Source organism: Streptomyces pseudovenezuelae (assembly GCF_029892565.1).
In the GTDB taxonomy this organism is placed as follows: domain Bacteria; phylum Actinomycetota; class Actinomycetes; order Streptomycetales; family Streptomycetaceae; genus Streptomyces; species Streptomyces pseudovenezuelae_A.
In genome coordinates, this window is sequence record NZ_JARXVH010000010.1 from 1 (window position 1) to 26,969 (window position 26,969).

The 26,969-nt window shown below is 72.2% G+C and carries 19 protein-coding genes; 10 read left to right on the forward strand and 9 right to left on the reverse strand.

The window, feature by feature from the left end:
- Window positions 1–108: 108 nt before the first annotated feature.
- From M2283_RS29470 to M2283_RS29480, 3 genes are read right to left on the reverse strand one after another with little or no spacing between them, the layout of a single operon-like run.
- Window positions 109–777 carry an ABC transporter permease gene (locus tag M2283_RS29470; RefSeq protein WP_280879464.1) on the reverse strand — a complete coding sequence of 223 codons (669 nt, stop codon included), beginning with the start codon at window positions 775–777 and terminating at the stop codon, window positions 109–111.
- Entirely contained in the window at window positions 774–1,490 is a 717-nt protein-coding gene (locus M2283_RS29475; RefSeq protein WP_280879465.1) for an ABC transporter permease, read from the reverse strand. The genes M2283_RS29470 and M2283_RS29475 overlap by 4 nt, the downstream gene beginning before the upstream one ends.
- Window positions 1,487–2,617 (reverse strand): ABC transporter ATP-binding protein, encoded by a 1,131-nt coding sequence (locus M2283_RS29480; protein WP_280879466.1) that lies wholly within the window; start codon window positions 2,615–2,617, stop codon window positions 1,487–1,489. Before M2283_RS29480 ends, M2283_RS29475 begins: the two co-directional genes overlap by 4 nt.
- Before the next feature lie 279 nt (window positions 2,618–2,896).
- On the opposite strand from M2283_RS29480, the gene M2283_RS29485 reads away from it, so the two are divergent.
- Entirely contained in the window at window positions 2,897–3,766 is an 870-nt protein-coding gene (locus M2283_RS29485; RefSeq protein ID WP_280879467.1) for a glycosyltransferase, read from the forward strand.
- On the forward strand, window positions 3,763–5,853 hold the full coding sequence (locus M2283_RS29490) for an ArnT family glycosyltransferase (protein WP_280879468.1): 2,091 nt from the start codon (window positions 3,763–3,765) through the stop codon (window positions 5,851–5,853). The genes M2283_RS29485 and M2283_RS29490 overlap by 4 nt, the downstream gene beginning before the upstream one ends.
- An 88-nt stretch (window positions 5,854–5,941) precedes the next feature.
- Here M2283_RS29490 and M2283_RS29495 read toward each other — a convergent pair whose 3' ends face one another.
- From M2283_RS29495 to M2283_RS29505, 3 genes are read right to left on the reverse strand one after another with little or no spacing between them, the layout of a single operon-like run.
- Window positions 5,942–6,706 carry an FAD:protein FMN transferase gene (locus tag M2283_RS29495; protein ID WP_280879469.1) on the reverse strand — a complete coding sequence of 255 codons (765 nt, stop codon included), beginning with the start codon at window positions 6,704–6,706 and terminating at the stop codon, window positions 5,942–5,944.
- 1 nt (window position 6,707) lies between these two features.
- Window positions 6,708–7,436: an FMN-binding protein gene (locus M2283_RS29500; protein ID WP_280879471.1), complete on the reverse strand. Its 729-nt coding sequence runs from the start codon at window positions 7,434–7,436 to the stop codon at window positions 6,708–6,710.
- A 20-nt stretch (window positions 7,437–7,456) separates the two neighbouring features.
- Window positions 7,457–8,794, reverse strand: a complete 1,338-nt coding sequence (locus M2283_RS29505; RefSeq protein WP_280879472.1) for a ferredoxin reductase family protein — start codon at window positions 8,792–8,794, stop codon at window positions 7,457–7,459.
- 153 nt (window positions 8,795–8,947) lie between these two features.
- Between M2283_RS29505 and M2283_RS29510 the strand changes: the two genes are divergently transcribed.
- From M2283_RS29510 to M2283_RS29520, 3 genes are read left to right on the forward strand one after another with little or no spacing between them, the layout of a single operon-like run.
- Window positions 8,948–9,637, forward strand: a complete 690-nt coding sequence (locus tag M2283_RS29510) for a response regulator transcription factor (protein WP_185146008.1) — start codon at window positions 8,948–8,950, stop codon at window positions 9,635–9,637.
- Complete coding sequence (locus M2283_RS29515; protein WP_280879473.1) at window positions 9,634–11,094, forward strand: sensor histidine kinase; 1,461 nt, start codon at window positions 9,634–9,636, stop codon at window positions 11,092–11,094. The genes M2283_RS29510 and M2283_RS29515 overlap by 4 nt, the downstream gene beginning before the upstream one ends.
- Window positions 11,095–11,146: 52 nt before the next feature.
- Window positions 11,147–12,136 (forward strand): NAD-dependent epimerase/dehydratase family protein, encoded by a 990-nt coding sequence (locus M2283_RS29520; protein ID WP_280879474.1) that lies wholly within the window; start codon window positions 11,147–11,149, stop codon window positions 12,134–12,136.
- Between the two features lie 53 nt (window positions 12,137–12,189).
- Here M2283_RS29520 and M2283_RS29525 read toward each other — a convergent pair whose 3' ends face one another.
- A complete protein-coding gene (locus M2283_RS29525) occupies window positions 12,190–13,308 on the reverse strand; it encodes a sensor histidine kinase (RefSeq protein WP_280879475.1) in 1,119 nt (372 codons plus the stop codon).
- A 3-nt stretch (window positions 13,309–13,311) separates the two neighbouring features.
- A complete protein-coding gene (locus M2283_RS29530; protein ID WP_280879476.1) occupies window positions 13,312–14,121 on the reverse strand; it encodes a response regulator transcription factor in 810 nt (269 codons plus the stop codon).
- A gap of 147 nt (window positions 14,122–14,268) precedes the next feature.
- On the opposite strand from M2283_RS29530, the gene M2283_RS29535 reads away from it, so the two are divergent.
- Genes M2283_RS29535 through M2283_RS29545 form a run of 3 tightly spaced genes read left to right on the forward strand, consistent with a single transcriptional unit; the run spans window position 14,269 to window position 16,378 of the window.
- On the forward strand, window positions 14,269–14,955 hold the full coding sequence (locus tag M2283_RS29535) for a glycosyltransferase family 2 protein (RefSeq protein WP_280879740.1): 687 nt from the start codon (window positions 14,269–14,271) through the stop codon (window positions 14,953–14,955).
- Window positions 14,952–15,563 (forward strand): TIGR04282 family arsenosugar biosynthesis glycosyltransferase, encoded by a 612-nt coding sequence (locus tag M2283_RS29540; protein WP_280879477.1) that lies wholly within the window; start codon window positions 14,952–14,954, stop codon window positions 15,561–15,563. The genes M2283_RS29535 and M2283_RS29540 overlap by 4 nt, the downstream gene beginning before the upstream one ends.
- Before the next feature lie 11 nt (window positions 15,564–15,574).
- Window positions 15,575–16,378 carry a class I SAM-dependent methyltransferase gene (locus M2283_RS29545; protein ID WP_432423141.1) on the forward strand — a complete coding sequence of 268 codons (804 nt, stop codon included), beginning with the start codon at window positions 15,575–15,577 and terminating at the stop codon, window positions 16,376–16,378.
- Between the two features lie 333 nt (window positions 16,379–16,711).
- Here M2283_RS29545 and M2283_RS29550 read toward each other — a convergent pair whose 3' ends face one another.
- Window positions 16,712–17,956: a molybdopterin-dependent oxidoreductase gene (locus M2283_RS29550; protein ID WP_280879479.1), complete on the reverse strand. Its 1,245-nt coding sequence runs from the start codon at window positions 17,954–17,956 to the stop codon at window positions 16,712–16,714.
- A 113-nt stretch (window positions 17,957–18,069) separates the two neighbouring features.
- On the opposite strand from M2283_RS29550, the gene M2283_RS29555 reads away from it, so the two are divergent.
- Together M2283_RS29555 and M2283_RS29560 are read left to right on the forward strand one after the other, a co-directional pair.
- A complete protein-coding gene (locus M2283_RS29555; protein ID WP_432423142.1) occupies window positions 18,070–19,470 on the forward strand; it encodes a hypothetical protein in 1,401 nt (466 codons plus the stop codon).
- A 472-nt stretch (window positions 19,471–19,942) separates the two neighbouring features.
- Window positions 19,943–26,968: a type I polyketide synthase gene (locus M2283_RS29560; RefSeq protein WP_280879480.1), complete on the forward strand. Its 7,026-nt coding sequence runs from the start codon at window positions 19,943–19,945 to the stop codon at window positions 26,966–26,968.
- Window position 26,969: the final 1 nt, after the last annotated feature.

The following is a 26,969-nucleotide window of genomic DNA, read 5'->3' on the forward strand; positions in this document are numbered from 1 at the left end:
GGGGGGGGGGGGGGGGGGGGGGGGCGGGGGGCGGCGGCCCCGCCCCCCCGCGGGGGGGGGGGGGGGGGGGCCGGCCGGGCCGCGCCGGCCCCCGCTTCTCGTGAGTCGTCAGGTGCTGCGGCGTACGCCCGCGGAGACCGCGAACCGGTTGATCGCCCAGAACAGTCCGAGCGTGATCAGGGCGAGGAAGGCGACCAGGGTGGCGCCGCCCACGACCTTCTCGTAGTTGCGCTGGTAGAGGCCGTCGACGATGTAGCGGCCCAGGCCTCCGAGGCTGACGTAGGCGGCGATGGTGGCCGTCGAGACGATCTGGATGGCCGCCGAGCGCAGTCCGCTGAGGATCAGCGGGAGCGCGACCGGGAGTTCGACCTGGAACAGGATCCGGGGCTCCGCCATGCCCATTCCGCGTGCCGCGTCCACCGGGGACGGGTCGACGGACCGCATCGCCTCGTACGTCGTCACCAGGATCGGCGGGACGGCGAGGACGACCAGCGGGATCATCACGGGCAGATGGCCGAGGCCGAGCAGCACGAACATCAGCACCAGCAGACCGAAGCTGGGCAGGGCGCGGGCGGCGGTGGCGATGAGTGCCAGGGAGTTGCCGCCGCGTCCGGTGTGGCCGGTGAGCAGGCCGATGGGCAGCCCGATGGCGGCGGCGATGGCGAGGGCGGTCAGCGAGTACTGGATGTGCTCGCGCAGCCGGGTGGGGATGCCGTCGTAGCCGTGCCAGTGGGCGCTGTTGCTGAAGAAGTCGTTGATGAAGTTCAGAACGTTCACCGGACCACGTCCTCCAGGGCGGGCGCGACCGGTTCGGGCCGGGCCGGTTCGTCGACGGGGCGTGTCTTGCGGCCACCGCGCGGCATCCAGGGCGTGACGACCAGCCGGATGACGACCAGGACGGCGTCCGCGAGGATGGCGAGGACGGCGGTGCCGATGACGGACAGCCAGATCAGGCGCGGCTGGTGGTAGATCATGCCGTCGTTGAGCAGGTTGCCGAGGCCGCCCTGGTTGCCGATCAGCATGCCGACGCTGACGAGCGAGATGCTCGACACCGTCGCCACCCGCAGGCCGGCGATGATCGCGGGCGCGGCGATCGGCAACTGCACCTGGACGTAGCGGCGGATCGGTCCGAGGCCCATCGCGGTGGCGGCGTCGAGGGTCTCCTGCGGCACCGAGCGGACGCCGTCGACGATCGCCGGCACGAACACGACCAGGCTGTAGACGGCCAGCGGGATCATCACCGTGGTCTCGGTCTGGCCGGTGTAGTCGATGAGGACGACGAAGAAGGCGAGCGAGGGGATCGCGTAGAGCACGGTCGTGATCCACAGCACCGGCGGGTACAGCCAGCGCAGCCGCACACAGAGCTGGGCGATCGGCAGCGCCACGACCAGGCCGGCCAGGACCGGGATCAGGGCCTCGCGCAGATGCAGTCCGACCAGGCCCCAGTAGGTGTTCTGGAGGTCGCTGGGTATGTCGAAGAAGCCGCTCATCCGGCGACCTTCGCGTCGGCGCGGCCCTCGGCGTGGGCGGCCCGGATGGCCTCGCCGATGGTCTGCTGCGAGACGACGCCGGCGACCCGGCCCTCGGTGTCGACCGCGACGGCCCAGCCGGTCGGCGAGAGCACGGAGCCGTCGAGCGCGGCGCGCAGCGACTCCTTGCCGTGCACGAAGGGCCGGCCGTGCGACACGAGGCGGGCGGGGTCGATCCGCCCGGCGGCCAGGGCGCCCGGCTCACTCCAGCCCAGCGGCTTGCCGTTCAGGTCGGTGACGAGGAGGTAGGGCGCGTCCGGGGTGGTGCGGGCGGCGATCTGCTCGGCGGTGGCGTCGACGGCCACGATCGGCGTGGTCAGCAGGTCGAGGCCGGCGGAGGAGAAGAAGGAGAGCCGGCGGATGCCTCGGTCCGCGCCGAGGAAGTCCTCGACGAACGCGTCGGCGGGGGCGGACAGCAGCTCGGCGGGCGGTGCGAACTGGGCGAGCTTGCCGCCGGTGCGCATCACCGCGACCATCGTGCCGATCTTGACGGCCTCGTCGATGTCGTGCGTGACGAAGACGATGGTCTTGCCCAACTCTTCCTGGATGCGCAGGAGTTCGTCCTGCAGACCCTTGCGGACCACGGGGTCGACGGCCGAGAACGGCTCGTCCATGAGGAGCACCGGCGGGTCCGCGGCGAGCGCCCGGGCCACGCCTACGCGCTGCTGCTGGCCGCCGGAGAGCTGGTAGGGGTAGCGCTTGGCGAGCGCGCCGTCGAGGCCGACCCGGCCCATCAGCTCCCGGGCCCGCTCCCGGGCCTTGTCCTTGCTCCAGCCCAGCAGCCGGGGCACGGTCGCTATGTTGTCGATGATCGTGCGGTGCTGGAAGAGCCCGGCGTTCTGGATGACGTAACCCATCGACCGGCGCAGGGTGTTGACCGGCTGCTTCATGACGTCTTTGCCGTCGATGAGGATGGTGCCCTCGGTCGGCTCGATCATCCGGTTGATCATGCGCAGGGTCGTCGTCTTGCCGCAGCCCGAAGGACCGACGAGGACGGTGATCGAGCGGTCGGGTATCTCCAACGAGAGACGATCGACCGCCACCGTGCCGTCCGGGTACCGCTTGGTGACTGAATCTATCCGTATCAAAACGCCGAATACCCTTCGGGACTGGCAGAAAATGCCCGCTTTGGCCAACGGTCACAGGCCGTTGCCGGGAGAGTCTAAACCGTCCGGGTTTTGACGTATCGCCTGGAGCGGGCGAGATTCATCCGCCCGTTACGAACCGGGCCGCCGACCCCGCCGCAGGGCCGGATTCTTGGGGTCCGTAGTCATCACGCTGTGCCCTGCCTGTGAGTCCGCTGATTCTCACTTTCCGCTCAGAGGTCGCTCAGGGATCCCCCAGACAGCGCCCGGATGGTCGCTGACATGAACGAAACGAACGCGGGAGGCGTCCGACGCCGGTCGGTCGAGGTGGTGGTGCCGGTCCACAACGAGGCGCACGTCCTCACCGACAGTGTCGGCACGCTCCACGCACACCTCGAAGAGTCCTTCCCGTTCCCGTTCCGCATCACGATCGCGGACAACGCGAGCACGGACGGCACCTGGCGGGTGGCGGCCTCGCTCACCGAGTCGCTGCCGCACGTGCACGCCGTCCGGCTGGCGGCCAAGGGCCGGGGCCGGGCGCTGAAGGACGTGTGGAGCGAGTCGACGGCGGACGTCGTCGCCTACATGGACGTCGACCTCTCCACCGGTCTGGAGGGCTTCCTTCCCCTGGTCGCCCCGCTCCTGTCCGGGCACAGCGACCTCGCGATCGGCAGCCGGCTGCACCGGCAGTCGGCCGTGGTGCGCGGCCCGAAGCGGGAGTTCGTCTCCCGCTCGTACAACCTGCTCCTCAAGCTCGGCCTCGCCGCCCGCTTCTCGGACGCGCAGTGCGGGTTCAAGGCGGTGCGCGCCGACGTGTTCCGCGCGCTCGCCCCGCACATCGAGGACACCGCCTGGTTCTTCGACACCGAGCTGCTGGTCCTGGCCCAGCGCAACCGGCTGCGCATCCACGAGGTGCCGGTCGACTGGGTCGACGACCCCGACAGCCGCGTGGACATCGTCCGCACCGCCCTCGACGACCTCAGGGGCGTGCGCCGGATGCTGCGCGCCACCGTGACCGGCCGCACCCGCGTCACCGACGTATCCCGGCGGACGAGCACTCCCCAGGTGCCGGCCGCCCGCGAGTCCCTCGAAGTACCGCCCACCGGGGCGCACGCCTCTTCCCGCTCGGAGCACCTGGAGTACGCGTCATGACGACCCTCGCCCCGCCCCCCGCGCCCCCGGCCCAGGACGGCCGGCACCGGGCAACGACCCCGCCCGTCCCCCGCATCAGAAGGCTGTTCACCGGCGCCCCCGAGGACCCGCGCTGGGCCCGCCCCGCGCTGTGGGCGATCCTGGTCCTGGCGACGGCGCTGTACGCCTGGAACCTCTCCTCCATCACCGGCAACACCTTCTACGACGCGGCCGTCTACTCCGGCACCAAGAGCTGGAAGGCGTTCTTCTTCGGCGCGCTGGACTCCGGCAGCTTCATCACGGTCGACAAACCACCGTTCGCGCTGTGGGTGATGGGCCTGTCGGCCCGCGTCTTCGGGTACGGCACCTGGCAGTTGATGCTGCCGATGGTCGCGGTCGGCACGGGCTCCGTCGCCCTCCTGTACCGCATGGTCAAGCGGGACTTCGGCGTGGTGGCGGGCACGATCTCCGCCCTCGTGCTCACGCTCACCCCGATCACGGTCGCCATCAACCGCGACACCAACCCCGACCCGATCCTCGTCTTCCTGATGCTGCTGGGCGCCGCCGCGCTGATGAAGGCCGTGCGCACCGGCAGGCTCATGCCGCTGGTGTGGTCCGGGGTCGCGATCGGCTTCGCGTTCAACACGAAGATGATGCAGGCGTACGTCGTCCTGCCCGCGTTCTTCCTGGTCTACCTGTGGGCCACGCGCATCTCCGTGGGCCGCCGCATCCGCAACCTGGCCGTCGGCACGGTGGCGTTGATCGCCTCCAGCGCCTGGTGGATGGTGGTCGTCGACCTGATCCCGGCCTCCTCCCGCCCCTACACCGGCGGCTCGACCGACAACACGGTCTGGGACCTGGTCATCGGCTACAACGGCTTCGGCCGTATCTTCGGGGCGAGTTCGTCGGTCGGCTCGCAGGGCAACGGCGCGAGCTTCGGCGGCGAGGCGGGCGTCTACCGGCTGTTCAACAGCATCATGGGGGGCCAGATCTCCTGGCTGATCCCCTTCGCGGCGATCGCCCTGATCGGCGGCCTGGTGCTGCGCGGCCGGGCACCCCGGACAGACGGCAAGCGGGCGGCGCTGATGCTGTGGGGCGGCTGGTTCGTCCTGCACTACCTGACCTTCGCCCTCGCCGAGGGCACGTTCCACCCGTACTACGTCACCGCCATGGCACCCGGCATCGCGGCCCTGGCCGGCGCGGGCGGGGTCATGCTGTACCGCGCCTTCAAGGACGGCTCGGCGGCGAAGTGGGGCTGGGTGCTGCCTGCGGCGATCGCGGTGAGCTCGGTGTGGGCGGTCGTCCTGCTCCAGCGGGTCTCCGGTTCCGGGACGCTGTACACGGTCGCGGAGGTCGTGGCCGGGGTCGCCGGCGCTGCGGCCGTGATCGGCCTCCTGGTCGGGCGGTTCACCAAGCGGCAGCGACTGACGGGCATCGCGGTACTGGCGGCGATCGTCGCGCTGCTCGCCGGGCCCGCCGCGTACTCGGTGTCGGCGGCGACCTCCAGCACCAACGGCACGAACCCGACGGCCGGACCGAGCACCGGTGGCGGTATGGGCGGCGGCGGTGGCATGGGCGGCGGTCAGCGGCCCAGCGGCAACGGCGGTCCCGGCGGCAGCAGTTCGAGCGGCAAGAGCGGCTCGGGCGGACAGTCCACGGGGACGCCTCCGTCGGGGAGCGCGCCGTCGGGCAGGGGGTCTTCGGGTGCCGACTCGTCGAGCACCGGCTCGTCATCCAAAACTGAGTCCGGCACCACCGGCGGCATGGGCGGCGGGTCGGTCTCCTCCGCGGAGATCACCTACCTCAAGAAGCACCAGGACGGCGCCACTTGGCTGGTGGCGGTGGCCACCGACCAGACCGCTTCCTCGATCATCCTGGAGTCCGGTCAGCCGGTGATCTCCATGGGCGGCTGGTCCGGTTCCGACAACGCGATGACCCTGGCCAAGCTCAAGAGCCTGGTGAAGTCGGGCAAGTTGCACTACATCGTCGTCAGCAGTGACGGCGGGCAGGGCACCAACTCCGAGATCTCCACCTGGGTCAAGAAGCACGGCACGGCGGTGAGCGACTACAGCGGCCTGTACCGCCTGGACGCCTCCGACGTCGGCTGACACCTGGCACAACAGCGAAGGGCGGGCCGCCGGTTGAGAAACCGGCGGCCCGCCTCTTGTCGTACGCCCGCTCTTCTCGTACGTCCGCTCAGGCCGCCGCGGGCTGCTTCGCGACGCTCGGGAAGCCGGGCGTGCGCAGCACCCGCCGGTCCGCGTCGACCGCGAACACCTCGCAACCAGCTAGCGAGGCGGCCCAGTCGATGCCCTCGGTGCCCATGGCGAAGGCGGCCGTGGCGACCGAGTCGGCCTCCGTCAGGGAGTCGGCGACGACCGTCAGACTGAGCAGGCCGGTCGCCGGACGCCCGGTGCGGCCGTCGATGATGTGGTCGCCACGCTCGTAGCGGGCGGAGGTGGCGACCGCGCCGTCGGTGAGCTCCAGGACGGTGCACAGCCGGTCGGCGTGCTCGGGGTGCCGTACGCCGACACGCCAGGGACCACCGGAAGTCACCACGTCTCCCCCGGCGTTGAGGCAGAAACTCCGGGCACCGGCGGACGTCAGCAGCTCCGCCGCCCGCTGCACGGACCAGCCCTTGACCACCGCGCAGGGGTCGAGGCGGCGGCCGGGCAGACGGACGTCGAAGGCACCGCCCGTGGCGAGGCGGTAGTGCTCGCACAGGGCGAGGATCTCGGTCAGGTCGGCGCTGAGTTCGTGCCGCTCCAGCTCGCCGCGGTCGTAGCGGGAGACCTCGCTGTCCGCCTTGAACGGGCTGAAGCGGGCGTCGTCTTCGCGCAGCCACGCGAAGACGGCGTCGGCGGTGGCCTCGAAATCGCCCTCGCCATCGACCTCTTGGCCGAGTTCGTCATCGACGCGCAACGACACCGGGAAGCCCATGACGTGTTCGACGCGGCGCATCTCAGGCGGCCTTCGCGTCGAGGGCGGCCTGGAGGGACTCCTTGTAGCCGTCGCTGGTGATCGTCGCGCCGGACACCGTGTCGATGTCCGCGCTCTGCTTCTCCAGCGTCTGCGAGACCAACTGCGGCACCGCGGCCGTCGTCTGCGGATGGTTCGGCTGCTGGAGCATCTTCACGGCGGTGATCTTGTCGCCCTCAAGGGTCACCTGAACCTGCACGGGACCCTTCTCCGTGTTCACCGTGGAACCGGTGAGGGCCTGCGAGACGTCGGCAGGGGACGAAGAGGGCGAGGCCGATGGGGAGTCGGACGCCGAGGGGGACGCCGACACCGCCTCGTCGTTCGCGTCGATCGCGGCCTGGAGGGACTCCTTGTAGGCGCCGCTGGTGATCGTCGCGCCGGACACCGTGTCGATGTCCGCGCTCTGCGCCTCCAGCGTCTCCGAGACCAACTGCGGTACCGCGGCCGTCGTTTGAGGGTGGTTCGGCTGCTGGAGCATCTTCACGGCGGTGATCTTGTCGCCGTCGAAGGTCACCTGGACCTGCACGGGACCCTTCTCGGTGTTCACCAGCGTGCCCTTGACGACCGTGCCGGACGAGGTGCCCGAGGAGGTGGACGGCGCCGAGGCGGGCTCGGAGGCTTCGGTGGTCGTCGTGCCGAGGGACGGCTCGTAGCGCCAGACCGGGACGAGACCGGCGATGCTCAGGACGACGACGGGTATGGCTCGCTTCACGATGGCTCTCTCAGTCTCTCTCAACCGGCCAGGCTGAAGCGCTCGAAGTGGATCTGCTGCTTGGGCACGCCCAGGTCACCGAGGCTGCGCAGCACCGCGTTCATCATCGGGGGCGGTCCGCACAGGAAGACGTCCCGGTCGCCGATGTCCGGTACCAGCCGGGCCAGTTCGCGCGGCGCCAGTCGGTCGGGCACGGGCGGTCCTGTCACCAGGTGGAGTTCGGCGCCCTTGGCGAGGGCGAGGTCGCGCAGTTCGTCGTAGAGGACGGCGTCGCGGTCGGAGGAGACGCGGTAGAGGACGACGGCGTGGCCCTCCAGGTCCTCAAGGAGGGCCCGGATCGGGGTGACGCCGACGCCGCCGGCGATGAGCAGGGACTCCGCCTTCGTGCGGTGCAGGGTGGTGAAGGCGCCGTAGGGGCCCTCGGCGAAGACGCGGGTGCCGACCTTCAGGTGGCGCAGGGCGGCGCTGCCGTCGCCGGCCGCCTTGGCGGTGAGGCGCAGGCTGCGGCCGTCTGGGGCGGCGGAGAGGGAGAAGGGGTTGGCCTGCCACCAGCGGTCCCGGGTCAGGAAGCGCCAGAGGAAGAACTGGCCTGCCTGCGCGGGCAGCTTGTCGAGGTCCTTGCCGGTGATGGTGATCGAGACGACGTTGTGGGACTCGGGCACGACCGCCGAGACGCGGAACTGATGGCGGGTGTTGCGCCACAGCGGGAGGATCACGCGGCCCAGGACCACCGAGCCGAGGGCGACGCCCCAGACCCCGTACCAGTACGTCGTCGCGGCGGACGAGGACGTGAAGGTCGTACCGACCGCGACCTGGTGCGTGAAGGCGAGCACCACGGCGACGTAGGTGTACAGGTGGATGAAGTGCCAGGTCTCGTAGGCGAGGCGGCGGCGGGCGGAGCGGGCGGAGACCGCGCCGACCACGATGATGATGCCGAAGGCGACGACGGCGCGGAACACGCCCTCGGTCGTCTCGGCGAGGTCCACGACCTCGCTGATCGGGCCCACGCCGGTGCCGTCCGCGTAGCCGAAGGTGATGAAGACGGCGTGCGCCAGCAGCGTCCACAGGATGCCGAAGCCGGTCCAGCGGTGCCAGGACGTCAGCCGGTCCATGCCGATGCGGCGGTCGAGCCAGGGCAGCCGGGCCACGAGGACCAGCTGGAAGGCCATGAGGAGGGCGCCGTAGAGGCCGGTGACCCGGCCGATCACGATCAGCGCGTTGGAGGCGAAACCCGCCTGGCCGAAGAAGTAGGCGACCACGGCCACGTTCGCGGCCAGCACGGCGTACAGGCTCGTGCGCGCCACCACCCTGGGCCGTATCGCCGTGGGGGGCGCGGGGGGCGATTGGACGGTCGTCACGGGACGGCAGCTCCTAGATCGGGACCTGGATATCCGAAGCTTGGCTGGCCAGAGCTGTCGTTTTACTGTCGGACAACTTTCAAGTGCTTATCGATCCGGTCGCCCGAGGACACCGGCAGTGGCATCCGCGCCCGAGTGGCGCACTATGTGCGGGTGGAAAAAGTACGACTCCTCGTCGTGGACGACGACCCGCCGATCGCCGATCTCGTCGCGACGGTCGCCCGCTACGAGGGCTGGGAGGCGGTCACCGCGAACTCCGGCGAGGAGGCGCTGCGGCGGGCCGCCGAGTTCCATCCGGACATCGTGGTGCTCGACCTGATGCTGCCGGACCTGGACGGGTTCGGCGTGCTCGACCGGCTGCGCGGCTCCGGGACGATGGTGCCCGTGGTGTTCCTGACCGCGCGGGACGCGGTCGCCGACCGGGTGGCGGGGCTGACCCGGGGCGGTGACGACTACCTGGTCAAGCCGTTCGCGGTGGAGGAGCTGATGGCCCGGCTGCGGACGGTGCTGCGGCGCAGCGCCGGGCCCGGGTTCCAGCGGTCGGTGCTCCAGGTCGCGGACCTGACGATGGACGAGGACACGCGCGAGGTGCGGCGCGGCGACAAGCTGCTCACGCTCACCCCGACCGAGTACGAGGTGCTGCGCTTCCTGATGCGCAAGTCGCCGACCGTGATGACCAAGGCGCAGATCCTCGACCATGTGTGGGAGTACGGCTTCGGGGGCCGCTCGAACGTGGTCGAGCTGGTCGTCAGCCGGCTGCGCCGCAAGCTCGACGACACGGGTGAGCCGCTGATCCACACCGTGCGGGGCTTCGGGTACGTGGTCCGGCAGGTCGCGGAGTGATCGGGCGGCTGCGCCGGACGTACGGGAGGCTGCGGCTCGGTACCCGGCTCGCGCTGGGGCTCGGAGCGCTGGCCCTGGTGGCGTTCGCCGTCGTCGGCACCGCCCTGACGACCTACATGCGGGACTATCTGTCGGCCCAGCTCGACGACCAGCTCGGCCTCGCCCAGACCGCCCAGTCCAAGAACATCGCGGCGAAGGGCTCCCTTGAGGGCAAGAAGTACTACCGCTGGTACTACGCCGTGTACGACGTCAGAGACGGCGACCCGGTGCTGCGCAAGCCCGAGGACAGCTCGGACCTGCCCACGGACATAAAGGACCTCACCGCCCTGGCCAAGGCGCAGGTCTCCGCCAAGACCGAGGTGCTGCGCACCCGGCACATCACGGGCGAGGGCGAGTACCGGCTGCGCGGCTGCGAGGTCGAGCCCGGGGTGGTGCTGGTCAGCGGGGCGCCGATGGACAACATCGACGACACGGTCCAGCAGCTGGTCATCATCCAGGTGGTCGCCTTCGGGGCGGCGCTGCTGGCGCTGGTGGTGCTCGGCCGGCGACTGCTGCGGCGCGGTCTGCAGCCGCTGAGCGACATGGCCCACACCGCGCACGGCATCGCCTCGCACGACCTGACCGAGTCGGCGGCGCGGCTGCCGCTGCGTGCGGACGAGCGGGGCGGCGGCCCGGAGGTCGAGGAACTGCGCACCGCCTTCAACACGATGCTGGAGCACATCGACGACTCCCTCGCGGTCCGCGCGGAGGCCGAGCAGCGACTGCGCCGGTTCGTCGCGGACGCCTCGCACGAGCTGCGTACGCCGCTCATGTCGGTACGGGGTTACGCGGACCTCTTCCAGTACGCCGCCGCCAACGCTCCCGAGGAGCGCGACAAGCACCTCGCCCGGCTGCGCGCCGAGGCCGCCCGCATGGGCGTGCTCCTCGACGACCTGCTGCTGCTCGCCCGCCTCGACGCGGCCGAGGTGGAGGCGCCGCTGCGGATGCGGGACGCGGACCTGGTGGAACTGGCCGAGGAGGCCGCGGACGCGTTCCGCGCGAGCCACCCCGACCATCCGCTGACGGTCGAGGACGGCCCCGAGACGCTCCGTCTACGCCTGGACCCGCAACGCATCCGCCAGGTCCTGGACAACCTCCTCACCAACGCGGCCATCCACACGCCCGTCGGCACGCCCGTCTCCGTGTCGGTCTCGGCCGAGGGCTCCAGCGCGACGGTCCGGGTCACGGATGCGGGCCCTGGCATCCCGGCCGCCGACCGGGAGCGCGTCTTCGACCGCTTCTACCGCGTGGACAAGGCCCGCAGCCGCGACCGGGGCGGCAGCGGCCTGGGCCTGTCGGTCGCGAACGCGCTGATCCGGGCGCACGGCGGGACGATCGAGTTGGGCGGAGGGCCGGGAGAGACGGTGTTCACCGTACGGCTCCCACTCAGCGGTACGGCAGGTCTTACGGACCCATGACGTACCGGGCGTGACTCCGCATTCGGTGCGGATGCCGCCCTAGCGTGGGCGCATGCGTGTACTGGTCACCGGCGGTGCCGGGTTCATCGGGTCCCATGTCGTGCGGGCACTGGAGGCACACGGGCACGAGCCCGTCGTGTACGACGACCGCGCCGACCCCGCCTGCGACGTACGGGACCCGGACGCCGTCCGTCGTGCCCTGTCCGGCGTCGACGCGGTCTGCCACCAGGCGGCGATGGTCGGCCTCGGCGCCGGTTTCGCGGACGCCGCACAGTACGTCTCCCGCAACGACCTCGGCACCGCCGTGCTGCTCACCGCCATGTCCGAGTCGGGCGTACGGCGGCTGGTGCTCGCCGGGTCGATGGTCGTGTACGGCGAGGGGCGCTACGTCTGTTCCGCGCACGGGGTCGTACGGCCGGGCCCGCGTGCGGTCGCCGACCTCGACGCCGGCCGCTTCGAGCCGTCCTGTCCGGTCTGCGCGGCGGAGTTGTCGCGCGGGCTGGTCGGGGAGGACGCCCCGGTCGACCCGCGGAACGTGTACGCGACGACCAAGCTGACCCAGGAGCACCTGGCGGCGGCGTGGGCCCGGGCGACCGACGGCTCGGCGGTGTCGCTGCGCTATCACAACGTGTACGGCCCCGGCATGCCCCGTGACACCCCGTACGCGGGCGTCGCCTCCTTCTTCCGCTCCTCGCTGGCTCGCGGTGAGGCTCCGCGCGTCTTCGAAGACGGGCGCCAGCTACGGGACTTCGTGCACGTACGGGATGTGGCGGCGGCCAACGTGGCCGCACTGGAGGCGAGTTCACGCGAAGGCGCGCTGACGGTCTACAACACCGGCAGCGGCGAACCGCACACGGTCGGCGAGATGGCCCGGGCGTTGGCGGAGGCCCACGGGGGCCCGGAGCCGGTGATCACCGGGGAGTACCGACTCGGCGACGTACGCCATATCGCGGCCGACTCGACGTTGCTGCGCACGGAGTTGGGATGGAAGGCGGGGGTGGGGTTCGAGGAGGGGATGCGGGAGTTCGCTGCGGCGGAGTGAGGGGCGGGCTGGAGTGGAGTGGGGTGCGGTGGGCGTGGCGACGGCCGCGCGGCTCACCCCTCCGGCACCGGAACCGGCAGCGTCACCTCGAACCGGCATCCCCCGGGGATGTTGCGTACGGTGGCCCGACCCTGGTGCGCCTCCACGATGCCCCGCACGATGGCGAGGCCAAGGCCCGCTCCCGCAGGGGGAGTTCGGGCATGGGTCCCCCGCCACCCCGTGTCGAAGACGCGGGGCAGGTCCTCTTCCGGGATGCCTCCGCAGCCGTCGGTGACGGACAGCACCACGCCTTCGGGCGAGCGTTCGGCGGCCACCGCGACCGTGCCGTCGGCCGGGGTGCGGCGGATCGCGTTGATCAGGAGGTTGCCCAGCACCCGGCTCATCTCCTTGCCGTCCACCTCCACCGGCACGGGTTCGACCCGGTCACCGACCAGCCGCACGCCGTGTTCGCTCGCCAGCGCGTCGGCACCGGCCAGCGCGTCGCCGACGAGGTCGAACAGGGAGATCCGGCTGGGGCTCAGCGCCAGCGCCCCCGCGTGGATGCGGGAGAGTTCGAAGAGGTCGCCGACCATGTCGTTGAGGCGCTCGACCTCGGTGCGGATCTGTCGGAGGTAGCGGTCGGGGTCGGCGGCGACGCCGTCCTCCAGCGCCTCGGACATCGCACGCAGGCCGGCCAGCGGGGTGCGCAGGTCGTGGGAGATCCAGGCGACGAGTTCACGCCGGGAGGACTCCAGGGCACGTTCGCGTTCGCGGGACTCGGCGAGACGGGCGCTCGTGTTCTCCAACTCCCGGCTGAGGGCGGCGAGTTCGGCGGTCGCCGGGCCCTCGGGGGTGGTGAAGTCACCGCCGTCGCCGAAGGAACGGGCGGCGAGCGCGAGGGCCTTGCTGCGGCCGACGACCCAACGGCCCAGCAGCAGAGCGGTGGCCAGGGAGACCACCGTGGCCATGGCGACGACCGTCGTGACGACACTCAGGTCATGGCTGGACAGGAACATCGCCTGCGCGACGGCCAGCGTCCCCGCGAGCATCGCGGTGACGGCGACGGCGGCCACCACGGCGAGGTGCGCGACGACCGAACGCCGTCGGATCAGCAGCAGGACGCCGGCCCCGAGGAGACCGGCCGCGGCTGCGCCGAGGAAGGCGAAGAGAACGATGAGCAGGGTGTCACGCATGCCTCACGCCCCCTGTCCGGGGGCGTCTTGTCCTGCGGTGTCTTGTCCTGCGGTGTCTTGTCCCCCGGCGTCTTGTGCCGCGCCGCCCTGTCCCCCGGCGTCCTGCCCCGACGCGTCGAACCGATAGCCGACCCCCCACACGGTCTGGATCAGGCGGGGCCGGGCCGGATCGTCCTCGACCTTGCCGCGCAGCCGCCGGACATGGACCGTCACGGTCGACAGATCACCGAAGTCCCACCCCCACACCTCCCGCATCAGGTCCTCCCGGCTGTAGACGCGCCCGGGATGTCGCAGGAAGAAGGCGAGGAGGTCGAACTCCCGGATGGTGAGGGCGAGTTCGGCACCGTCCTTGACGGCGCGGCGGGCCGCCGGGTCGAGCGAGAGGCCGGCCGCGCGCAACGGGCCGCGCGGCGCCGACGCCGGCCGGGCACGGCGTAGGACCGACTCGACGCGCAGGACCAGTTCGCGGGGGCTGAAGGGCTTGGTGACGTAGTCGTCGGCGCCGACCTCCAGGCCGAGGATGCGGTCGTCCTCGTCGCCGCGCGCGGTGAGCATGATGACCGGCACGGGCCCCTGCCCCCGCATCCGCCGGCACACCTCCAGGCCGTCCATGCCGGGCAGCATCAGATCGAGGACGACGAGATCCGGCCAGTGCGCGGCGGCCCGGGCCAGCGCGTCGGGGCCGTCACCGGCCCGGTCGACCACGTATCCGGCCCGGTCGAGGTACCCGGAGACGACCTCGGCGACGGTGGGGTCGTCGTCCACGACGAGGACCCTCGCCCCGTCCGGTGCGTACGGCTGCTGCTGCTCCATGCGGCCAGCCTCGCACCCGGCACGCGCGGATGCCGTGGCAGGCCCCTGACGTCCGTGTTTCGTAAGGATCCGAAGTCCGAAATGCCCGTTCTCCGTTCGTAGGGTGAGACCGTGACGACCACCCCCGCTCCCAGCCCCTTCCCGGCCATGACGTCGCCTGGCGTCGACGTGGTGCTCCCGTGTCTCGACGAGGCCGAGGCGCTGCCCCGGGTCCTGGCGCGTGTGCCGCCCGGCTGGCGTGCCCTCGTCGTGGACAACGGCTCCACGGACGGCTCGGCCGACCTCGCCCACGCGCTCGGCGCGACCGTCGTGCGCGAGGAGCGGCGCGGTTTCGGCGCCGCCTGCCACGCGGGCCTGCTGGCCGCTACGGCGGACATCGTCTGCTTCTGCGACTGCGACGCGTCTCTCGACCCCGCCGACCTGGTGCCCTTCGTGAACCGGATCCGTTCCGGCGAGGCCGACCTGGTCCTGGGCCGGCGCCGACCGCAAGGCCGCGGCAGCTGGCCGCCGCACGCCCGGGCCGGCAACCTCGCCCTCGCCCAACTCCTGCGCCGCCGCACGGGTTTGCGCCTGCACGACCTGGGCCCCCTGCGCGCCGCCCGCCGCGAACCCCTCCTCGACCTCGGCCTGACCGACCGCCGCAGCGGCTACCCGCTCCAGATGGTCGTCCGCGCCGCCGAGGCGGGCTGGCGGATCGCCGAGTACGACGTCCCGTACCACCCGCGCCTCGGTGCCTCCAAGGTCACCGGCACCTGGCGCGGTACCTGGCAGGCGGTGCGCGACATGAACCGCGTACTGGCCGAACGCCCCACCGGAGAAGGGGCCCCGCGATGACCACACTCCTCGTCATCGCCAAGGAACCCCGACCGGGCCGGGTCAAAACCCGACTGACCCCACCGTTCACGCCGGAGGAGGCCGCGGCTCTCGCCGAGGCGGCACTCGCGGACACCCTGGACACGGTGGCCCGCACCCCCGCCGACCGCCGGGTCCTGGTCCTGGACGGCGCACCGGGGCCCTGGCTGCCGCCCGGCTTCGAGGTGGTGCCGCAGTGCGCGGGCGGCCTGGACGAACGCCTGGCGGCGGCCTTCGCGGGCTGTACCGGCCCGGCCCTCCTCATCGGCATGGACACCCCCCAGGTCACCCCGGAACTCCTCACCGTCGACTTCACCGACCGCGACGCGTACTTCGGCCCCGCCGAGGACGGCGGCTTCTGGGCCCTCGGCCTGGCCGCCCCCAACCCCGCCCTCCTGCTCGGCGTCCCCATGTCGACCCCTCACACGGGCGCCGCCCAACGGGCCCGGCTGGCGGGACTGCGGGTACGGGAGCTGCCGTGCCTTCGGGACGTGGACACGGCGGACGACGCGGAGGTCGTGGCGAGAGCGGCGGCCGGGGGACGGTTCGCGGCGCGGTGGGCTGAGTTGGGCGGGGTGGGGATTCGGTGAGCGGGGGTTCGATGAGCGGAGTGGCGAGGGTGGCCGAGCGGAGCCTCCGGCAAGGCGGCTCGGTCGACGGGCGGCCATGGTCCGCCGATCCCTACTCCGACGCCCTGCGCAACGGGCGCGGCCCGCTCTTCCTACGGCGGGCCGACGGCTGGCTGTTGCCGTTGGAGGTGGAGCGCTGGTGTGCGGACGCCGACGCGGCGGATCTGGAGGTGTTGCGGCGGTGCGAGGGTGCGGTGCTGGACGTCGGGTGCGGGCCGGGGCGCCTGGTCGCGGCCTTGGGCGTACGGGGCCGGCGTGTGCTCGGCATCGATGTGAGCGAGGCGGCCGTCGCCCGCACGGTGGCCCTCGGCGGACAGGCCCTGCACCGGTCGGTCTTCGAACCGCTGCCCGGTGAGGGCCGTTGGGGCACGGTGCTGCTGATCGACGGGAACATCGGCATCGGCGGCGACCCACGGGCCTTGCTCGACCGTACCGCCCAACTTCTCGCTCCCGGCGGCCTGTTGATCGCCGAGACGGTGGCCGGTCTGGACGTCGACGAGCAGATCCACGTACGCGTCGCCGACGCCCACGGGACCGTCGGCACCGCCTTCCCGTGGGCCCGGCTCGGCACGCCGGCCCTGCTGCGGCACGGCGACCGCGCGGGCTGGCGTGCCGTCGATCAGTGGTCGGCCGACGGCCGTTCCTTCGTCGCCCTGCGCAGCCGCACCGCGTGCAGCAGTACGTACAGCAGCGCCGAGCCGCCGAACAGCACCGCCGTCAGCAGCAGCCAGCGGGTCGCGAAGCCGTCGGCGGACAGGCCGGTGGCGGAGGTGTAACGCCCCGCCACCTCGCCGCCGATCAGCGGGAACCACACCAGCAGAAGCAGCCCGGACAGGGCGGCGGGCACCCTGACGTACATCACCGCGCGTCGGCGTGGGCCCGCCGCCCGCACGAGCGCGCGGTCCGCCGCCGCGTACAGCGGCAGCAGGACGAGGTCGTGGAGCAGGGCGACGCCTACGATCCACAGCGCGACGCCGAACCAGTCACGCGCGAGCAGTTGCACTCCCGCGTAGGCGGCGAGCGCGAACGAACAGGCGAGCAGCAGGAGTTGGAACGTGCTGCCGAGCTGGAACCGGGGGCGCATCACAGAACTCCGAGGGTCGGTCGCATCACAGGTCTCCGAACGTCAGCCGGCCGACCCACTTGGTGTTGAGCACTCCGGGTGCCGCGGGCACGATGATCCGGGCCGGGTGGCCGTGGTCGGGGGTCAACTCCGCACCGCCCACGAACAGGGCGAGCAGGGAGCGTGGGTCGCCGACCTGGTTGGCGCGCAGGGCCGCGTGGCGGAACGCGCCGTGCCGTTGCAGCGACTCGACGAAGACGTCGGTCGGGTCGTCGTGTCCGACGAGGGCGGCGAGGTCCCGCAGCCGTGCCCCGCGCCACAGTTGGTCGGAGGTGGCCCAACCCTCGACACAGGCGATGGGCAACGCGGCGCTGTGCAACGGGAGTCGGAGCAGTTCGGCACGGCTGAGCCGGACGGTACCGCCGCGCCCCCTCACGACCAGCCGCCAGGCCTCCTCGCTCGTCTCGGTCTCGCTGATCCCGGCGTACGCGGCCGTCTTGTTGATCTGGAAGTCGCCGGGTCCGTTCCCGGGTTCGGCGCCGCCGTGCGGGGCGAGGACGGCACTCCAGCGCAGCCCGTCGAAGCTCCGCCCCACCGTCGTACCGAACAGCAACAGCGAACCGCCCCCGACCAGCCCGACCGCCCCACGCCGGGACACGGTGGGCGGGGCGGGGTTCGGGGAGGTCAACTCGTCCTTCTCACCCCGCAGTTCGGCCGGCCCACTCGCTCCGCGCAGTTCGCGCAGATTCCGCAGGGCCAGCGGCGTCTTCAGCACCGCGTGCGCGACGAAGGCGGCGAAGAACACCCACGCGCCGTAGAAGTGCAGGGCGTAGAAGGAGCCGGGGAAGATGTAGTCGAGCTGGACGTTCAGGACGCCGGTGACGAACTCGAACAGGCCGCCGCCGACCAGCAGCAACAGCGAGAGTCGCTCCAGCGCGTGGGCCAGGGAGCGGGCCGGCGGCAGGGTGAACAGCTTGGGCACGACCGACCACAGCTTGGCCAGCAGGACGGGGATCAGTGTGATCCCCAGCGTCACATGGACGCCCTGGGTGAGTCGGTAGAGCCAGTGCGGGTCGGTCGGCCAGGCGAACAGGTAGAAGCCGAGCAGCCCCTTGCCGGGGGTCTTGTCGTTCACCGGCGACAGGTCGGGGTTGTAGGCGGCGTACGACAGCAGTCCCGTCACGAACAGCACCGTGATCCCGCCGAGCAGGACGAGGCCGAGCAGCGAGGTGAACCAGGGCCCGCGCAACGGGCTGCGCCAGAACGCGGGCGAGAAGGGAGAGCGTGGCATGCCCCGACCGTAGGTCCGCGACCACCCTTGAAAGGGTCTGCGAACCATGACGAAAGTCTGACGTCCGCCCACGTCAGCGTCTCGGGCGGGCCACGGCGGCCTAGCGTTCCCGCGTGCACCGCGACCTTCTCCCCGCCCTTTCCCGCGCCCCTCGGCGCCGGCTCCCCCGTGGCCTTCCCCGGGCCCCCTCCCGCGACCTCCGCCGCGATCTGTACGCGGCCCTCGCGGCAGCGCTCCTCGTCCTCGCCGCCGTCCTCGTCGGCCGAGCGATCCAGCACCGAGACGGCTCCCTCCGCGTCAACTGGCCGCCCCTGCTCGCGGATTGGCACCCGCACGTGGGTCCGGGCACCCCGGCCGCGCTCGCCGTCGCGGCCGGCGTCGTGGCTTACGGCCCCGCGCTCGCCGCCCGGCTCCCCTGGCGCCCGCTGCTCCTCGCCGTCTGGGCGACGGGCTCGGCGTGGACCTGGTCCCTGGCTCTGGTGGACGGCTGGTACCGAGGAGTCGCCGAACAGCTGACGACGAGGAGCGAGTACCTGCGCTCCGTCGGCCGCTTCCACGACATCCCGTACGCCCTGCGGGACTTCACCCATCACATCCTGATCGACTCGCCCGACAACTGGCCCGCCCACGTCGCCGGGCACCCGCCGGGCGCCACCCTCACCTTCGTCCTGCTGGACCGGATCGGGCTGGGCGGCGGCGGTTGGGCCGGTGCCTTCGTGATCACCGTCGGTACCACCGGGGCGGTCGCGGTCCTGGTCGCGCTACGGGCCCTGGCCGACGAGGAGTTGGCCCGGCGGGCGGCCCCCTTCCTGGCGCTGGCGCCGGCCGCGGTGTGGGTGGGGACCTCGGTCGACGGGTACTTCGCGGCGGTCGCCGCGTGGGCACTCGCCCTGCTCGCGCTGGCGGTCACGGGACACCGGCCGCGGTGGACCAGCCGCACGTTCGGCCTCGCGTCCGGCCTGTTCTTCGGTCTGGCCGCCTATCTCTCGTACGGCCTCACCCTCTTCGCCCTGATCGCCGCCGCCGTCCTCCTCCTGGGCCGCGCCCGCACCCGCCCGCTGCCCCTCGTCCTGGCCGGACTCGCCGTCGTACCAGTCGTGTTCACCGCGTTGGGCTTCAACTGGTGGGAGGCGTACCGCCTGTTGGTCACCCGCTACCACCAAGGCTCGGGCGGCGTCCGCCCGTACGGCTACTGGGTGTGGGCGAACCTGGCCGGTACGGCGATCATCGTGGGCCCGGCGACGGCGGCCGGCCTGCGTCGCACCGGGGCGACCCTCCTGCGACGCGACCGGACGTCGGCAGGCCGCCTGGCGCTGCTCGTCGCCGCCGCACTGCTCGCTCTGCTCGTCGCGGACCTGTCCGGCATGAGCAAGGCGGAGACGGAACGCATCTGGCTGCCCTTCGCCCTGTGGCTGCTGCCGGCCGGCGCGTTCCTGACGGTGCCGCGTGCGTGGCTGGCCGGACAGGCCGTACTCGCGCTGCTCGTCAATCACCTGTTGCTGACGGGGTGGTGAGGATCCCGGCCGGAAGAACGCAAGCGGGAAGAAAACGCTGACATTCCGCTGACCGTCGACTGACATTACAACAGCGGCTTTTGGCTACGGTTGGACGGAATTCGGAGACGCACAATTCCGCACACAACTCACGCGCCGGCCGCGATACGAAATGTTTACGTGGGCTCCGCCCCCTGTCCGTCACGTTTCGAAGGCATGTGACACAAGTGAATGCGAGCGCGCGCCGGAGGGAATTGATCGGAGAATAGCCGGATTTTCGGATGTTTGGGGTGAGCTGGCGCGACTGGCTGGATCAGCGCGAGGTGCCGACCGACTGCGGAGGCGATGTTGACCCGCGGGTAACCGTAGGGCTAGCTTTTCACTAGTTATCCACACGACTTTCCACGCATAACGGTGTGCCCTTTCGCACCGGTTCGCCGCTCGTAGGCCGTATTCCCCCCACCGTGCAGTTTCGCCGTTCATTCGGAGAATCATGACGTCTGCCCTGCGCGCCGAAGACTTGATCATTGGAATCACGCCGTTCCGTGAGCCGGACGCGAGACTCGCCGCGGCCGTCAGCCGCGCCGGCGGTCTAGGCGTACTGGATCTGGGACCCGGCGACCGAAGAACGAGAGAGGCCCTGGCGCGGTTGCGCCGCTGGGTGCCCGGGCCCTACGGGGTGCGTCTCGGCGCGGGTTGCCGGATCGGACCCGGTGAGCTCGTGGCCGGCCCGGCCACCATAATCCTGGCCGCCGACGCCCCGTTGCGGATCGCGGATCTCGCCGGGGTCCATCGCGTTCTCGTCGAAGTCACCGACCTGGACCAGGCTTTGGAAGCGGTTCGCTCCGGCGCGCACGGGCTGATCGCCCGGGGCAGTGAGAGCGGCGGGCGCGTGGGCGAGCTCAGTACGTTCGTGCTCCTGCAGCAGGTGTTGGCCGAACCCGGTGTCGACGTCCCGGTCTGGGCCTGCGGGGGCATCGGTCCGCGTACGGCCGCCGCTGCGGTGGCCGGCGGAGCGGCCGGGGTCGTCCTGGACAGCCAGCTCGCGCTGCTGGCCGAGTCCGGGCTGCCCGAGGCGGCGGCCGCGGCGCTGCGTTCGATGGACGGCTCCGAGACGACGGTCGTGGCCGGTCACCGGGTGCTGCACCGCAGGGGGCCGGACGCCCCGAAGGTGCGTACCGAGGATCCGGCCGAGGTGGCACGTTCCCTCGGTGCCCAGGATCTGCGCACGCAACTCCTGCCCGTGGGCCAAGACGGCTTCCTCGCCGCTCAGTTCGCCGAGCGCTGGGGTGACGTCGGCGGGGTGGTCCGCGGACTGACGGCCGCCGTGCGGGACGCCGTGCAGGACGACGCGCCCGCCCGGGCGCTGCGCCACGACTCCCCCATGAGCCATGCGCTCGGCACCGAACTGCCCATCGCCCAGGGGCCGATGACACGGGTCAGCGACCAGGCGCGGTTCGCCGCCGCGGTCGCCGACGGCGGCGGACTGCCGTTCATCGCGCTGGCGTTGGCGAACGGCGAGCAGACGCGCACCGTGCTCACCCAGACCCGGGACGCCGCGGCCGACCGGCCCTGGGGGGTCGGAGTGCTCGGCTTCGCGCCCGAGGAGACCAGGAACGCCCAGCTCGAAGCCGTACGCCGACTCCGGCCCACGCACGCCATCATCGCCGGGGGCCGGCCCTCGCAGGCTGAGGCGTTGGAGGGCGCCGGGATCCGCACCTTCCTGCACGTGCCCTCGCCGGGGCTGCTGCGGCAGTTCCTGGAGGCGGGCGTCCGCCGGTTCGTTTTCGAGGGCTCGGAGTGCGGCGGCCACGTCGGACCGCGCAACAGCTTTCCGCTCTGGGAGGCCCAACTCGCCGTACTGGAGGACTTCCCCAAGGCCGAGGGCCTGGAGGTGTTCTTCGCGGGCGGTGTGCACGACGAGCGGTCGGCCGCGATGGTGGCCGCGCTCGCCGCCCCGCTGACCGCACGCGGCGCGGCCGTGGGCGTCCTCATGGGCACCGCCTACCTGTTCACCGAGGAGGCGGTGGAGTGCGGGGCGATCCGGCCCCTGTTCCAGGAACAGGTCGTACGCGCGACCGGCACCGCCCTGCTGGAGACCGCCCCCGGCCATGCGACCCGCTGTGTACGGAGCCAATTCAGCGATGGGTTCCGGGAGTTGGGGGACCGGCTGCGGGAGCAGGGTGTACCCGACCGGCGGATGTGGGAGGAGCTGGAGCGGCTCAACGTCGGGCGCCTGCGGATCGCCAGCAAGGGCGTCGAGCGGGACGCGAGCGGGGAGTTGGCCGCCGTCGACGAGGAACGCCAGCTCGCCGAGGGGATGTTCATGGCCGGCGAGGTGGCCGTGCTGCGCTCGGCGACCACGACCGTCGGCGCGCTGCACCGCTCGGTGACGGTGGGCGCCGCCGAGTTCTACGCGGGTCGGTCGGTCGAACTCCTGGTCAGGGAGGGTGACTTGGGCGAGGAGGCCGTACCCGAGCCGCTCGACGTCGCCGTCGTCGGCATGGCCTGCATGTTCCCGGGGGCGCCCGACCTGGCCTCCTTCTGGGCCAACGTCCTGGGCGGTCATGACGCGGTCGGCGAGGTGCCGGCCGCCCGCTGGGACCCCGCCGTGCACTGGTCCGAGGACGGCACGGGCGTCACCCCGTCCAAGTGGGGCGGCTTCCTGCCCGAGATCCCCTTCGACCCGCTGCGCTACGGCATCCCGCCGACCTCCCTCGGCAACATCGAACCGGTGCAGCTGCTGGCCCTCGAAGCGGCCCGGCGGGCGCTGGAGGACGCCGGATACGGCGAGCGAGGACGAGAGTTCGACCGGGCCCGCACCTCGGTGGTGTTCGGCGCGGAGGCGGGCAGCGACCTCTCCAACGCCACCACCCTGCGGGCCGTACTGCCCTCGTACTACGGCAAGGTCCCCGACGGTCTGGCCGAGCAGCTGCCGGACCTCACCGAGGACTCCTTCCCGGGCATGCTCGCCAACGTTGTCTCCGGCCGGATCGCCAACCGGCTCGACCTCGGCGGCGCCAACTACACCGTGGACGCGGCCTGTGCGTCCTCGCTGGCCGCTCTGGACGTCGCCTGCAAGGAACTCGTGGGCGGCACCAGCGACGTCGTGCTGTGCGGCGGCGCCGACCTGCACAACGGCATCAACGACTACGTCCTCTTCTCGTCCGTGCACGCCCTCTCCCCCACCGGCCGCTCCCGGGCCTTCGACAGTTCGGCCGACGGCATCGCGCTCGGCGAGGGCGTCGCGTGCGTCGTCCTGAAGCGGCTGGCCGACGCCGAGCGCGACGGCGACCGGATCTACGGCGTGGTCAAGGGAGTCGGCAGTTCCAGCGACGGCCGCTCACTGGGTCTGACCGCGCCGCGCCCCGAGGGACAGCGGGCCGCGCTGCAGCGGGCGTACCGCAACGCGGGTGTCTCGCCGGCCGAGGTCGGTCTCGTCGAGGCGCACGGCACCGGGACGGTGGTCGGCGACCGTACCGAACTCACCATTCTCAGCGAGGTGTTCACCGAGTCCGGTGCCGCGCCCGGCAGTTGTGCGCTCGGTTCGGTCAAGTCTCAGATCGGGCACACCAAGTGCGCCGCCGGTCTCGCCGGACTGATCAAGACCGTGCTCTCTCTGTACACCGGGGTCAAGCCGCCCACCCTGCACGTACGGCGGCCCAACGCGGCCTGGCGGGAGGGCGAGAGCCCCTTCGTCTTCCACGCCGAGGCCCGTCCTTGGGCGGCCCCGGCCGGCGAACGGATCGCGGGCCTGAGCGCGTTCGGCTTCGGCGGCACCAACTTCCACGCCGTGATCGAGGCCCACCGCGAGGCCGTACCGCCGGCCCACGGCCTCGACGCCTGGCCGGCCGAGCTGTTCACCTTCCGCGGCACGGACCAGGCGGCGGCCCGACGCGGCATGGAGACACTCCTGAAGACCGCGGAGTCCTCCGGCACCGACGGCCACTTGCCCTGGCGCCTGAGGGATCTCGCGCTCGCCGCGTCCCGCAGGTCGGACGCACGCCATGAGCCCGTCCAGGCGGCCGTGGTCGCGACGGACGTCGAGGGACTGGTGACGCAGTTGCGGCGCGCGCTGTCGGGCGAGCACGATCCGGCGGCGGGGATCCATCTGGCGGAAGCCGTCATGGAGAGCGTCACGGAACCGTTCGTCGAGAGCGTCGCAGAACCTGTCGCGGCGAACGGAACAGAACCCGGCGTACGGTCCGCCCCGGAACCACCCGGCAAGGTCGCCTTCCTCTTCCCCGGCCAGGGCAGCCAGCGGCCCGGGATGCTTGCGGACGTCTTCGTCGCCTTTCCCGAACTCCAGTACTACCTCCAGCTCGGCCGCGACCACGCCGCCGCGCTCTATCCGCCCACCGCCTTCGACGACACCGCACGCGACCGCGCACAGGCCGACCTGACCGACACACGGGTCGCCCAACCGGCCCTCGGCATCACCTCGCTCGCCGCGTACGCCCTGCTCGGCGCGGCGGGCGTGCGGCCCGACATGGCCGCCGGGCACAGCTACGGCGAGTTGGCCGCCCTGTGCGCGGCCGGCGTGATCGGGCCGGAGGCGCTGCTGGAGCTGAGCGCCGAACGCGCCGCGGCGATCCTCGCGGCCACCGGCGAGGACGACCCAGGCGCGATGGCCGCGGTCGCCGCCGGTGCCGAGGACGTGTCAAGGACCCTTCAGGCGACCGGCGCTCCCGAGTCGGTCGTCGTCGCCAACCACAACTCGCCCCGGCAGACCGTGATTTCCGGTCCGACGGACGCGATCACCACCGCCGTACGACTGCTGCGCGATGCCGGTCTGGGCGCCAAACGCATCCCCGTGGCCTGCGCATTCCACAGCCCCCTGGTGGCGGACGCGGGCGCCCGGTTCGCCGAGGCACTCGCGGCCCGCCCGGTGCATCCGCCGGAGTTCCCGGTCTGGTCCAACCGCACGGCCGCGCCGTACGCCGGTGACGCCGACGCGATCCGTGCCGAACTCGCCGCCCAGATAGGCGCACCGGTCCGCTTCGTCGCGCAGATCGAGGCGATGTACGAGGCCGGGGCGCGGATCTTCGTCGAGGCGGGGCCCGGGTCGGTGCTGACCCGGCTGGTCGGCCAGATCCTCGGTGACCGCCCGCATCAGGTCGTCGCGTGCGAGCCGCGTCCCGGCAGCGGGCTGCGCGGCTGGCTCGACGCGCTGGCCCAACTGGCCGTGGCCGGCGTGCCGGTGCGCACCGGCTGGCTGTTCCAGGGGCGTGACGCCGTGGACGCGACCAAGGCGACCGCGCCCCGGCGCCCCGGCTGGACTGTCGACGGCCAGTTGGTCCGTACGGCCGCAGGAGACACCCTTCCCGGTGCGCTCGCACCGGCTCGACGCGTTGTGGAGGCGACCGTGACGACGAACCAGCCGGGCCCGGCCCCGGTCAACAGGGACGAGCTGATCGCCGAATTCCTGCGCACCAGCCGGGAGATGGTGGCCGCGCAACGGGACGTACTGCTGACGTACTTCGGCGCCGGGGCACCCGGGCAGTGGGTGCCCGCACCCGCGGCCCCGCCCATGCAGTGGGTCCCGGGGGCCAGCACCGCACCCGCGCAGACAGCGGTCGCCGCCGTCCCGCAGGAAGCACCCCTGCCCCAACTCCCTGTTCCCGCACCGGAACCCGCGCCCGCCCCTGAGGCTCTCGGCGAGGCCGACGTCCTCGCCGTCGTCCTGGAGATCATCAGCGAACGCACCGGCTACCCCGTCGACATGATCGAGCCCGACCTCGACCTGGAGGCGGACCTCAGTATCGACTCGATCAAGCGGGCCGAGATAGCGGGGGAGTTGGCGAAGCGGCTGGGCATCGGCGCCGGAATGGACGTGACCGCCCTCGACGACTCCGAGCTGGAGGACCTGGCGAAGGCCCGCACGGCGGCCTCGGTGACGGAGTGGCTGGCGGCCCGCCTGACGGGGCCGACGACGGCGGCACCCGAGCAACCGGCGACGGCCCCTGGCACCCCCTCTGCCCCGGACACTCCCGCCACACCGGACACCCCGGATGTTGTTGGGGTGGCTCCCCGGCGCTTCGTGCTCCGGCCCGTTCTCCTCCCAGGCCACGGAAGCGCACCCGACGGTCAGGGCATCCCCGACGCCCGCAACTCCCCTGCCCTGTCCGGGAAGCGCTTCGTCCTCCTCGGCGACGACGACACCGCCGCCGTGGCCCGCGAGGTCGCCGCCCGGCTCGCCGCCCACGGCGCCGAGGTGACCCCGCTCACCGCCGGCCACCTGCTCACCGATGCCGACGGAGCCGTGGACGGCGTACTGTTCCTCGACCCGCTCGCGACCGCCCGACCGCCGGTGCTGCCCGACGCGTTCCCCGTCCTGCAGGCGGTGCTGACGCGGGCCCCACGCCACCTGCTGGCCGTACGCCCCGCCGCCGCGCACCTCCGCTCGGCCGGCCTGCACGGCCTGTTCCGTACGGTCGCCCGTGAGTACCCGGAGATCCGTGCACGGATCGTCGACGTCGACGACCTCGCCCCAACCGCCGTGGCAGACGCGATCGTTGGCGAGCTGACCGCTGACGACAACGCTCCCGTTGTGGTGCGCGGCGCGTCCGGGCGGCACGGCCTGGAGTTGACCGAGGTACCGCTCGGCGCGCTCGCCACTAACGGCGCGGGACCGGCCGGGGACGGTGCCGCCGAGGCCGCCGCGCTCGGCCTGGACCGCGACTCGGTGGTGTTGCTGGTCGGCGGCGCGCGGGGCATCACCGCGAAGTTCGCCGCCACGCTGGCCGGGGCCTCCCGGTGCCGTGTCGAACTGCTCGGCCGTACACCCGCGCCGGCCGGCCCCGAGGACCCGGCGACCGCCGCCGCCAGCACCCCCGCCGAACTGCGCGCCGCGCTCGCCGCCCAGGGCGGCCGCTCCCCCGCCGACATCAACCGCGCCGCCGAACTCCTGCTGGCCCAGCGGGAGATCACCGCCACCCTGGCCGAACTGGCCGCGCTCGGCAGCCCGGCCCGCTACCACTCCGTCGACTTCCGCGAACCCGACGGCGCCCTCCAAGCGGTGAAGGAGATCCACGCCGAGCACGGCCGCCTCGACGGGGTCGTCTACGCGGCCGGGGTGATCGAGGACCGTTTGATCGCGGAGAAGACCGCCGAGTCCTTCCAACGGGTCTACGGCACCAAGACCGAGGGCGCCGAGACCCTGCTGTCGGCGCTGGCCGAACTCCCCAACGGCCCAGCTTTCGCCGTCCTGTTCGGCAGTATCTCGGCCGTGCTCGGCAACCGTGGCCAGGTCGACTACGCCGCCGCCAACGACGCGCTGGAGAGCCTCGGCACCGCCTGGGCGGCCCGCACCGGGCGGCGCGCGCTGACCGTGCACTGGGGGCCGTGGGCGCCCACCGGCGGGCATCACGGCATGGTGACACCGGAGTTGGGCCGCGAGTACGCCCGGCGCGGGATCGGCCTGATCGACCCGGAGGAGGGCACCGCGGCACTGCTGCGCGAACTCGCCTGGGGCGAGGAGTCGGTCGGATCCGTCGTCTACACCGCGTCGGGCTGGTGAC